Annotated in this window: 9 protein-coding genes; 2 read left to right on the top strand and 7 right to left on the bottom strand. The window is 45.9% G+C overall.

What is annotated here, in order from left to right:
- Positions 1-129 precede the first annotated feature (129 nt).
- Entirely contained in the window at positions 130-1,134 is a 1,005-nt protein-coding gene (trpS, locus tag OGX90_RS11130) for a tryptophan--tRNA ligase (protein WP_204191742.1), read from the top strand.
- 109 nt (positions 1,135-1,243) lie between these two features.
- Here the strand turns inward: trpS and OGX90_RS11125 are convergent, their stop codons facing one another.
- The 4 genes from OGX90_RS11125 to OGX90_RS11110 all read right to left on the bottom strand — a co-directional run bounded on the left by OGX90_RS11125 (position 1,244) and on the right by OGX90_RS11110 (position 6,817).
- Positions 1,244-2,287: a hypothetical protein gene (locus OGX90_RS11125; RefSeq protein WP_286623827.1), complete on the bottom strand. Its 1,044-nt coding sequence runs from the start codon at positions 2,285-2,287 to the stop codon at positions 1,244-1,246.
- 155 nt (positions 2,288-2,442) lie between these two features.
- Complete coding sequence (locus OGX90_RS11120; RefSeq protein WP_286624012.1) at positions 2,443-4,137, bottom strand: NAD-dependent malic enzyme; 1,695 nt, start codon at positions 4,135-4,137, stop codon at positions 2,443-2,445.
- 40 nt (positions 4,138-4,177) lie between these two features.
- On the bottom strand, positions 4,178-5,560 hold the full coding sequence (gene dcuC / locus OGX90_RS11115) for a C4-dicarboxylate transporter DcuC (protein WP_208744345.1): 1,383 nt from the start codon (positions 5,558-5,560) through the stop codon (positions 4,178-4,180).
- A 108-nt stretch (positions 5,561-5,668) separates the two neighbouring features.
- A complete protein-coding gene (locus tag OGX90_RS11110) occupies positions 5,669-6,817 on the bottom strand; it encodes a M20 family metallopeptidase (RefSeq protein WP_286623824.1) in 1,149 nt (382 codons plus the stop codon).
- Positions 6,818-6,931: 114 nt separating this feature from the next.
- Here OGX90_RS11110 and OGX90_RS11105 point away from each other — a divergent pair, with 114 nt between their 5' ends.
- Complete coding sequence (locus OGX90_RS11105; RefSeq protein WP_267451926.1) at positions 6,932-7,846, top strand: LysR family transcriptional regulator; 915 nt, start codon at positions 6,932-6,934, stop codon at positions 7,844-7,846.
- Positions 7,847-8,375: 529 nt separating this feature from the next.
- Here the strand turns inward: OGX90_RS11105 and OGX90_RS11100 are convergent.
- The 3 genes from OGX90_RS11100 to OGX90_RS11090 all read right to left on the bottom strand — a co-directional run bounded on the left by OGX90_RS11100 (position 8,376) and on the right by OGX90_RS11090 (position 11,217).
- Positions 8,376-8,891 carry a phosphoribosyltransferase gene (locus OGX90_RS11100; RefSeq protein WP_003832724.1) on the bottom strand — a complete coding sequence of 172 codons (516 nt, stop codon included), beginning with the start codon at positions 8,889-8,891 and terminating at the stop codon, positions 8,376-8,378.
- A 72-nt stretch (positions 8,892-8,963) separates the two neighbouring features.
- Complete coding sequence (locus OGX90_RS11095; protein WP_032942972.1) at positions 8,964-10,079, bottom strand: gluconeogenesis factor YvcK family protein; 1,116 nt, start codon at positions 10,077-10,079, stop codon at positions 8,964-8,966.
- Between the two features lies 1 nt (position 10,080).
- On the bottom strand, positions 10,081-11,217 hold the full coding sequence (locus tag OGX90_RS11090; RefSeq protein WP_032934445.1) for an MFS transporter: 1,137 nt from the start codon (positions 11,215-11,217) through the stop codon (positions 10,081-10,083).
- Between the last annotated feature and the right edge of the window lie 24 nt (positions 11,218-11,241).

Here is an 11,241-nt window from a genome sequence, read left to right as displayed (position 1 = left end):
TAATCACAACCTGTGGTGGCTGCCTTCTTAAAGGCGGTCAGAATGTGTTTTCCTCATTTTAAATAACCGCCGAAAGGCGGTTATTTGCATTTAGAGACCCCTTTCGGTTTTATGACTAAGGAGTCTGACATGAACAATAAAACCATCATCCTCACTGGCGATCGTCCCACCGGCCCGCTGCATCTTGGCCATTATGTGGGGTCATTGCGCCAGCGCGCCACGCTGCAACACGATTATCAGCAGTTTATATTGGTGGCTGACCTACAAGGGTTAACCGATAACGGCAGCACACCGCAAAAGATCCGCAACAATATTCCCGAAGTACTTGCCGACTATCTTGCCGCAGGAATAGACCCGTCACTTACCACCATCTGTCTGCAATCTGCACTGCCTGCTCTCGCAGAGTTAACCGCGCTTTATATGAACATCGTCACCGTGGCTCGCGTGGAGCGTAATCCTACGGTCAAAAACGAAATTGCGCAGAAAGGGTTCGCCCGCTCGTTACCGGTTGGTTTTCTGGTTTATCCCATCAGTCAGGCGGCAGATATTACGGCCTTCAAAGCCGAAGTCGTTCCCGTCGGCGACGATCAGTTGCCAATGATTGAACAGACTAATGAGATAGTGCATAAGATGAATAGCCTGTTACCGGCCCCCGTCCTATCGCACTGCAAAGCGCTGCTGAGTGAAACCAGCCGCCTTCCAGGGATCGACGGAAATGCCAAAATGTCAAAATCGCTTGGTAACACATTGCTCCTGTCAGCCAGCGAAGAAACCATTCACCGCGCGGTTAGCGCAATGTACACCGACCCTAATCATCTGAAAGTGTCCGACCCAGGGCAAATAGACGGAAATATGGTATTCACTTACCTCGATGCTTTTCATCCGGATAAAGCAAAAGTGGCGGAAATGAAAGCGCATTACCAACAGGGGGGACTGGGTGATCGGACATGCAAAAACGAGCTGGAAGTGTGCTTGCAAGAACTCATCGCGCCTATGCGCGAGCGGCGTGCAACCTACATTCAGGATAAAGGCATGCTGATGGCGATGCTCAAAAAAGGAAGCGAGCAGGCGTACGAGATTACGCAGCAGACATTAAGAGAAGTGAAGCAAGGACTGGGTTTGCCGGTGTTCTGATATCGAGTTGCAACAGGAGCGATAAGTAACGATGACTCCCGTCTGAATGCCACCACCGGGAGTTATCAGAAGCAGGCTCGCGTTATATCGACAAAATGTAGGGTAAAAATCAATCGCCCTTAACCCGCTGAAAAATCTTGTCCCGATACGCATCAAGATGATGTTTTTGCAGATAACGTTCCACCTCAGTAGCCCATTGGGTTCCCTCACCAAGAGTAACGCGGCTATGCGTTGACGCGTAAAGATATCGTCTGTCATAGAGACTAATCAGCGTCTGATTTACCGCATTGACACTGTAATTGGGGTTGTTAGCCAGCTGCTTTTCCAGCGACTGAACGATACGCGCCTGATGGGCAGCATCGGCAGGATATTCCGTTTCATTAAGCTCGCTCAGCACCAGAAATAAAGGGGGGATCTGCTCTTCGATCGCCGCCTGTAATCGATAATGCCCATCAAGGATCACATAAGATCCTAATCCGGCGATATACCAGACCTGTATCGGCGGCAACGTCCCCTCTCGGCATTTTTTACGCCACCATTTTACTCTCCCCGTATTGGGTTGAATGGCATAACGCCCCCGCAGCAAATAACCGCCCCACCACCAGTCAACCAATCTGACGTTTTCCGGCTGCGTCAGATCAGGGAAATCTTCACCGTACAGCGTCCACTGGCAGTTAATATTTTCAGTGCTTTCTGGCGCTGAGAAACGCCAGTTTTCTAACGCAACGGGTTGGGGACTGGAATAGCGCGATGAACATTGAATCGGTAACATCGGTCTTATCAACCAACGCTGCGGTGAGAGTAATGGTGTTGGCGCATTCATTAACTGACGAACAAAATACCGGCACCATTCGCCGATCCACATCTGCTCGCCTTTGGCTTTTATCCGTTCAATATCTTCAGAAGTTACCGCAGGTAACATCTCCTGGCTCCGTGGATGATCTGCATTAAAAACCAGCCAAACGCCGGAATGATCTTCAAGCATTGAAGCCCAGAATAACGGCTCTCCGGCGAGCTGCAATACCATGCGTCCAAAATGGCCACTGAGCATTTCCATCGCTGGCTCAGTTCTTTGATTTTCTTTGACGGTCAGTTCCAACCCTTGCCACTGGTTATTACGATCAACCAGGTCTTTCCACCAATAATCTGTCATTGCCGCCTTCCCTGAGTTACGGGTTAATATCCCATGACCTTCGCCATCGGTCAGCAAGGGTGTCTTGCGTTGAGAATAAGATGCATTGTGCCAAAATCCAACCTCCCTATCGATGAGTGGCGTCAATCCCCCTCCAGAGAGGGGGTTGATTAGCGTCAGTATGAGGTCCGTCTGTATTGACGATACTGCGGATGCCAAAAAATCTCGTCAATTTTGCCGAGTAATGATTCCTCCGGTATACGAATGGCTACGCCATCGCGTTGCGCTGCAATACCAACACTAAAGGCAATAGCTTTTGTTACTTCCTGAATATTATTTATATCCGGTAATAATGGAGAATCTTTATTGCTTTTCATTGGCGAAAAAGAGGCTAACGTTCGGCTTGCCGTTATTAACATATTTTCTGTAATTCGTGTGGCGCGGCTTGCCAGACACCCTAGACCAATACCAGGGAAGATGTAAACATTATTACATTGTGCAACGGGATACTCCTTTCCTTTGTAAGTTACGGGATTAAATGGACTTCCCGTTGCAACAATGGCGTTTCCCTCTGTCCATTCAATAATATCTTCCGGCCTCGCCTCAACCCGTGAAGTTGGGTTGGATAACGGCATGATTATTGGGAGCTTACAGTACTTGTACATTTCCCTAATAATAGCTTCGCTAAACAAGCCTGGTTGGCCGGTAACACCTATCAACACCGTAGGATGCGCGTGACAAACAACATCCATCAGCGTCATTTTTTCGCTTTCCACACCCCAGCTTTCGACGATCGTTCGAGGCTGTGACAGTTGTCGCTGAAAAGGTGGAAGGTTTGCCTGGTCATCAATCAACAATCCGAACCGATCCACCATAAAAATTCTGGCGCGAGCTTCCACTTCAGACAAGCCTTCAGCGATCATCTGCTGAATAATATGCTCCGCAATACCGCAACCAGCCGATCCGGCCCCCAGAAATACAACTGTTTGCTCGCATAATGAACGACCGGAGACTGAGCTTGCCGCCATTAAACATCCTAGCGCGACGGCAGCAGTTCCCTGGATGTCGTCATTAAAACAGCACATCTCATCTCTGTATCGCTCCAGAAGAGGAAGTGCCGTTTGCTGAGCAAAATCCTCGAATTGCAGTAGGACCTCAGGCCATCGACGTTTAACCGCGTTTATGAACATATCCACAAACTCAATATATTCTTCCCCGGTAATTCTTGGGTGACGCCATCCCATATAAAGAGGATCATTTAGCAGTTGAGAATTATTGGTTCCAACATCCAGCAGAATGGGTAATGTATTTGCCGGATTTATACCACCGCAGACGGTATACAAAGACAGTTTGCCGATTGGAATCCCCATGCCGCCAATACCTTGATCCCCAAGTCCCAGGATCCGTTCACCATCGGTGACGACGATGACACGAATATGCTGTTTCGTGGCATTGTGCAATATATCATCGATTTTATGGCGATCCGGCCATGCGATAAATAACCCTCTGGCCCTACGGTAAATATCAGAAAAATGTTCGCATGCATGGCCAACAACAGGTGTATAAATAATAGGTAGCATTTCTGCTAAATGTTTATTTACCAGATAATAGAATAGCGTTTCGTTAGTGTCCTGAATGTTCCTAAGGTAGATATGCTGTGCGATAGCAGACTTAAAATCGCTAAACTGGCGATATGCTCGATGGGATTGCTCCTCAATTGTTTCAACTGCATTGGGTAGCAATCCTTCCAGATTGAATATCACTCGTTCCTCTTCGCTAAAAGCACTTCCTTTATTAAGAAGAGGAGATTCGAGTAGAACAGAACCTGAGTAAGGAATATAGAGTAAATTATCTACATTTTCATTTAACATCGTGTTCATCCAGATAAAAACCTTCCGTATTCAGTTACTATTACATACTGGAAATTAGCGTATTAGCGATTAGCATAGTTATGATTCCACCAAGTGCCGGAATGACCGTTCTGCGCACGATCATAAATGGGGAACACTCACCCGATTTACTGACGGCAATAATAATACCGGCAACAGGCGACATTGCGCGTCCCATCCCAGCCATCAGTTGCATTGGCAGAAGCATATGTACGGCGTTCATACCAAATTTTGTTGCAATAGACTGCGCCATACCGGCAAATGAAAAGAAGGCTGCAACCCCCGACCCTGTCAGTACGGCCGTTACCCCGACCAAACATGCCATTACAATCGTCATGCTGGTGAAACCAAAACCAGCGTTATGTGTCGCATCGAGTAAATAATCCACTGCACCAATTTTTTGTAATCCCTGTGCGAAAATTTCGGCGCATACCAGTAATGAAACGATACTGGTAAACATACTCCCCATACCTTTAAAGAAGACTTGTACTCCCTTGCAGCACTCTTTAAAGTTTCGTTTTACACATAGCTCAAAAATAAAGGCGACAATAGTTCCGATAACCATTGCAGTCACGACATCGACTTTAATGGTATCAACACCCAACGGACTGAACACCAATACCAGAACGACAGGAAAAATGGGCAATAACCCGTAGAACTTAGGTGCTGACGCGTCATCTTTTTCAGCAATCTCGGGAGGCACAGCACGTTGTGACGCAACAACATGTCCATCTTTTTTGTCAAAATATTTCGCCGTAAAATAGATTAATATAGAAACGACAACCATCACCGCCGCAGCTACCGGCATCTGATAATGAGCAAAATACAGTGCTGTTTCCATGCCAGCATATTCAGCAGCTAAGTTCGCGGTGCCAACGGCCGGCCCAAGATCCATAAAGGCACACATGCCAATCATGGCCGCGGCAGCAGCCTTACTTACCCCAAGTCGAACCAAGACCGGGAAAAATGTCACCAGCAATAACATTGCAAGGCCCGCAGCACTGGAGATGGCAACATGGAGCAATTGCGCAAAAATGTAGCCGATGGCAAGGATCAGGTAAGGTGCTTTTAAAGCCTCCAGCGGCCGAATGCAGACATCAACCATGGCCTTTGAAGCTTTAATATGATCCATATAGCTGGCGAAACCACCGGCCGCCATAATAATCAAACCGATCCCTGCTACCTGCGTTGATAATGAACCTTTTACAAAAGCAAATATATCAATCCAGACAGACCCTGTGGATTTTGCATTTCCATATAAGATACTTTTTTCAGGGTAGAAAATGGCTGTAATTGTTAACAAGGAAAGCCCCGCTAACAGCAAAATAGTTTGCGGCTGGTAATTCTTAATAATTAACCAAGCCGCAACGACAGTAATAACTATCGCAATAATAAAAGCACTCATGGATATGTCCTGTTATTTATTCGTCAAGATATTAATGATCCATATAGCCACAGTGGTTACATGAGGATAACAAACAATAATGTCGTTGAGTGTGCATGATGTAATTAGCTAAAATTTTGCCCCATCATCAGAATTAATATCGTTAAGCATCATTCCAGCAACCAGTGCGGTTCTGGTAACGATATTTTCGGGTAATATATGCTCATGGAGCGCATGGATACCGGCTCCTGTCGCACCAAGTCCATCTAATGTAGGAATACCTAACGCCGCGGTGAAGTTTCCATCACTACCACCTCCAGCCGATTTCGCGGTAATCGTAATGCCCAGTATTTCCGCAATCTTTTGCGCTTTTTCAAATAGCTGTTCGGAAGCTGAAGAACGTTCCATCGGTGGGCGAGTTTGCCCTCCTTCAATCCTGAGTTGGCTACCTTGCAAATGAGGTGTCAAACGGGTGATAGCATCATGGATCCGTGCAGCTTCTGACTGATTTTCCACTCTGGTATCAATATCTAATTCGGCATAATCCGCGACGACATTGACCCTACTGCCACCCCGTACAATACCAACGTTAACGGTGGTACCGCGCTCAGGATCATTCAACTCTCGCAATTTGAGGATCTGAAAAGCCATTTCCTCAATAGCACTAACCCCCTCACCAGGATTATTGCCTGCATGCGCAGCAAGACCTGTGATAGCAATGCGGTAGCGGCCAGTGCCTTTACGGGCAATTTTTAAATCACCATGAGTTGTCGCCGGTTCAACAACCAATACTTGCTCAGATCCTGTAGCATTACGGATAATCCATTCCTTCGAACTTGGACTTCCGAGTTCTTCATCACTATTGCACAGGAAAACAATGCGCTTACCGCCGAGCTGCCCGCTCTCTTTTAACGCACGAACTGCCCAGATAGACTGAATCATCCCGGCTTTCATATCGAGGATCCCCGGGCCATACCATTTCCCCTCTTCTTCGCGAAGTGAGAGTACCCCTTTATCCCAGACCGTATCAAAATGCCCCAAAATTGTGGTTTGCGGGCCCTCTTTTCCCAGAACAAATTTTAACTGGTTACCGTAATGTGTCTGTTTTTCAGTTTCAGCCTGTATACCCAGACGCTTTTCGAAAATAGCTTTTAAAACGTCACCACAGTGGTCAACAGCAGCTTTATCCGTTGAAGGAGACTCAGCCAGTACCAAATCGCTGATATCTTCCATGATAAGGTCAGTATGTTTCTGTAAGTAATTAACAACGCTCTTCATTGCCACACTCTCCGCATAGGTATTTAGCATTAGTATGTGATGAATCCCGGTTGAAAAAGAATCAGGCTCCTATGCTATTATTGTTGCTTTCAGGTCAACAATAATGGCAAAAACATGACATTGAGCACCTATCCAGAAAAAGCGATCCGTTATTTATATATGGTCGGATTGTACGGTGGGATCCGCAGAGCCGCCGACATCCTTGGCTTTAACCCTTCGGTTGTCAGTCGCCAAATCTCTCTTCTGGAAAGAACAATACAACTGCCATTATTGGAGAAAAGAGGACGTAACGTTGTCCTCACCGAGGCGGGAAGATTACTGGCTGATGACTACGCTATTACTCAACAAAAACGCAATGAACTTGAGCGGCAACTCAGCGATATGCGCCATATGCGTGGAGGGACAGTTACGCTGCGCGTTGGACAAGGGATGGTCCAGGAAATCATTACCCACGTCGTGAGCGATTTTGCCCAAATCTACCCGAATGTGTTTGTAGATATCACTTCTGGCAACATGGAAACGTCGATGGAACTCATTGCAAGAGGTGAAGTGGATATGGCCGTGGGATTTGGTCCCGTTGGGCAACCGGCACTTAAACGGTATAGCTATAACCGGGGAGCCATTTGTGCCATTGTCAGGAAGGATCATGTTATTTCTGATTTAAAGAAAGTAACGCTTCAGGAACTTTCCCGGCATCGCCTGATTGCTATGCATGACAATTTTGGGCTTCAGCGATATCTCACTGCGATGTTTCGCGATGAAGCGATTATGTTCAGGCCATCCTACTGCTGTAATCTGTTTACCAGCGCAATAGCCCTGTGCCGTGCGGGACTGGGGATTGCTTTTATGACAGAACAAACCGCTAATGCAAATTCTTATTCTGGGGAATTGACGGCAATACCGATTGATCATCATATTGCCAGAGAGTGTCAGTGGCATGTATTGCGTAGCTCCGATCATCGTTTTACACCGGCTGCTCATTACTTATGGAAGTTGCTGTGTAATTATTTAAGTGACTCCAGCACGTAGAAATGCAAAACATCACGCAGTTTAACAATCAGGTGCGACTCGCCCGACGCACAGGTTGAGTAAATTGCATTCTGCAAAATTAACAAAATACAATCATTTCAAAACTCAAAAAAAACATATAAATCATTACGATAAACAATTGCTGGGACAGTTAATAGCGGGTTATAGCAGCTATTAATGTGTCCCTTTTTATGTCCCTGCTCCAAAAGATGCCCCCAAATCACGCTTCAAGTGGGGTAAAAACCACTCCAAAGCCACACAGGTTATTCAAGCCTCTCATCATCAGTACTTATGGCCTTCAACTATTCAAATTTCACGTGGAAAACAGTACCTCCTCATACGACCGCTCAGTGCCAACAGCGGACATTGTTTCGGTCTACTGTCAGTGTTGTAACTTTTCTTAACTGACTGTTTTTGTGGGACTGGCGGGAATTGAATCTGCGAGCACACAGAAAAGTGATCCAGAAAATTAACCATTAAAGGCAATTTATCCGTAACCGAGCCCCACTTAACATAAGTGCACGACTGGTTATTTCATTAATTTAGTAATATTGGGCCGATTGCGATATTTATTATCCCATGGCATACCATAGCCAATGAGTAGATCATCACTCTCCATTTCATAGGCAAAATACTGTTTTACAGGAATATTCACTCTTCCAGGTTTGACGAAGAGGACGGCAACAGACAGGGATGCTGGATTGAAATTATCTAAGATATATTTAATAAGGCGCTTCATTGTACCACCTGATTCTATTGCATCATCAATAAGAATGACATGACGATTTTCAATCTCAATATTTTGATGGTAAACAATAGTGGAGTTGTTATTTCGTTCCCCAGGTGTGTGAGGGCAGGATATGTAATCCATGCTTACATCAAACTTCAGCTTTCTTGTTAAGTCTGCTGTATAGAGAATACCGCCTGGAACAACAGTTATAACAACAGCATCGGTGTAGTCATTGTTCAACTGCTCAGCCACACGACTGACACCGACAGCAATACTTTCTTCATCAAGAATAACTTCACCAATATGATGATTCATCGTTCGAACTCCACGTATGTTGTAATAACGAACTAAGCATTCAACTTATCAATCAAAAAGACTTCTTTCCGATTAATTTTCAACCAGAGACAATAGCCTGTTTGCAAGTATTTCACCATCGTGTTTACCACGCACCCAGACATCTTCAAACTCATCCAGCACACAGGTGTAGCGGGTTGATTCATTGATTTCATCCGAGAGATAGGCAAATTCACCCACATATTTTTCAATTGAAAGAAATCTCTGATTTCCCAGAACCATCAACTCAGGCAAGGCAATGGATGCGTCTGCATCGTGCCATTGCTGGATAAAACGATTAGCAACATCCTGCAAACCCAGTCCATGACTCTCACGGCATTCTAAAATATTAGCGATCAGTGCTACGGGGCATCCTGCTTTTGCTATGGCTGCGATTACGCCCTTAACCTGAAGATGTGGCATGATACTGGTATAAAAACTGCCAGGACCGAAAGCGACAAGATCCGCGTTCTTTATGGCTTCCAGCACGGCAGTATTTACCTGAGCATTGCTTCCGTTGGACGTTTGTAATGTGACAGAATTGATGCCAATCTCCGCCTGTTGCCTAGAAAGATGGGTAATTCTGTCCTGAGGTGAAACATGCTGCCCATCATTAAGATTAGCGGAAAGCACAAGATCATTATTGAGTGAAGAAGGCCAGACTTCTCCTGTAATGCCGCAGAGTTTTCTGAAAACAAAAATCGCGGTATTCATATCCCGATTATGTGCCAAATAGGCGCCGGTTAAGATGAAATTCCCGATACTGCCATTACGGTAGTCAAATGCGACACCCACCGTGGTAGAAAAAATCTGGAGATAATTAACAATTGCGCCTCTCAATCCAGTATCGAGGCGCTCAAGCAAAGGATGTCTGTCCTCCGCATAAGCCTGAAATTCTCTCAAAGCTTCCTGAGTTTCCCCCTCGGATGATAAACGGGTATTGCAGATGCGAACGATATCACCCGAACAGTTTTCACCATAGGCCATGGTCATTAGCGCCTGGCGGATATCACCTACAGATAATACATCGATATTTTCTCTAATTGATCGTGAGCTTCCACCGCTATCCCACGCAGGAACAATACGAGTCAAAGAAACTGGATGGTGGCAAAGCGCAATATTCAGAGAACGGCATGCACTGCCACCAGAAAACAAAACAATACGCTTCACTTTAAATCTCCTGGTGCAATTTTAGTGTTTTACTTAATGCCAGACTTAGCATTAATACGAGAATCATGAGTGCCGCTACAAAGATAAAGGCAGCAGGCAAAGAACTTCGGTGGGCAATAAAACCAATCATGGCTGGTCCTGCAAGTACGCCGATATACCCCATCGTAGTCACAGCTGGAACTGCAACTGCCTGCGGCATGCTCTGCTGTTTGCCAATCTGGCTGAACATAACAGGTACAATGTTTGCGCAGCCTGCGCCTATAAAGAAATAGCCGGCAAGGAGTGCGGGAATTGAGCTAACCAGGATAATGAGGCAAAAACCGAAAAAGGCCAGAATTGCACCGTAAATGACGACAGGCAAAGCGCCAAGGCGACTAATGACCGCATCACCGCTAAGTCTTCCCACCGTCATAGCGACAGCAAAGCAAGTGAAACCGAGACCTGCCTGAGAATCCGCAACTTGCCTTACTTCCGACAGATAAACAGCACTCCAGTCAAGTACGGTTCCTTCAGCCAGAAAAACGATAAAGCAGATGACACCTAAGAGCAGGACATCTCCTTTAGGAAAGGAAAATGATGGGCCTTCTGCTGGGCTGGCATAGGTAAGAAGTTGTCTGTAACTGGCTATTAACAACAAGAAGATAATGAGACAGACTGACAATGATGCTGTGTGAATGTTCAGACCAACAGTGAGCAGGCCGGTCATTACGCCAGCTCCCGCAATACCTCCTACGCTATACATCCCATGGAAACCGGACATAAGTGGGATGCTTTCGTTTTTCTCTACCAGTATTGCCTGAATATTCATGGCGCAGTTGGCAAGGCCAATCCCAGTGCCGAACGTGAGTAGAAGAAGGCCAAGTGAAACGGGGTCATTGGCTAATGTTAAAAACGGCATGGATAACAGAATAATCAGTACTGCACAGCCGATAATTTTACGACAGCCGAAGCGAGCTGTGAGAGGCCCTGCAAGGGGCATAGAAATAATAGCGCCCCCTCCTAGGCACAGGAGTAAAACACCCAAAACTGCCTCGTTAGCTCCAGTATTAATTTTTGCAAAAGGGACCATCACAGCCCAGGCTGACGTTGCCAATCCTGCGATGAAGAATATGCATCGTGTTGCAACTTTTTCGTTCATTCTTGTGCTCGCTTTGCGTTCGTT

This window comes from Citrobacter sp. Cpo012, from assembly GCF_030333015.1.
GTDB classification, from domain to species: Bacteria; Pseudomonadota; Gammaproteobacteria; order Enterobacterales; family Enterobacteriaceae; genus Citrobacter; species Citrobacter portucalensis.
Note: the sequence above shows the minus strand (reverse complement) of the source record. Positions and strands in the feature narration are given on the sequence as shown.

Coding starts and splice junctions, on each gene's coding strand:
- OGX90_RS11120 (WP_286624012.1), bottom strand. CDS start 4,137: ATGTTAAATGAAAATGTAGATAATTTACTCTATATTCCTTACTCAGGT.
- OGX90_RS11125 (WP_286623827.1), bottom strand. CDS start 2,287: ATGACAGATTATTGGTGGAAAGACCTGGTTGATCGTAATAACCAGTGG.
- OGX90_RS11110 (WP_286623824.1), bottom strand. CDS start 6,817: ATGAAGAGCGTTGTTAATTACTTACAGAAACATACTGACCTTATCATG.
- OGX90_RS11105 (WP_267451926.1), top strand. CDS start 6,932: ATGACATTGAGCACCTATCCAGAAAAAGCGATCCGTTATTTATATATG.
- trpS (WP_204191742.1), top strand. CDS start 130: ATGAACAATAAAACCATCATCCTCACTGGCGATCGTCCCACCGGCCCG.
- OGX90_RS11100 (WP_003832724.1), bottom strand. CDS start 8,891: ATGAATCATCATATTGGTGAAGTTATTCTTGATGAAGAAAGTATTGCT.
- dcuC (WP_208744345.1), bottom strand. CDS start 5,560: ATGAGTGCTTTTATTATTGCGATAGTTATTACTGTCGTTGCGGCTTGG.
- OGX90_RS11090 (WP_032934445.1), bottom strand. CDS start 11,217: ATGAACGAAAAAGTTGCAACACGATGCATATTCTTCATCGCAGGATTG.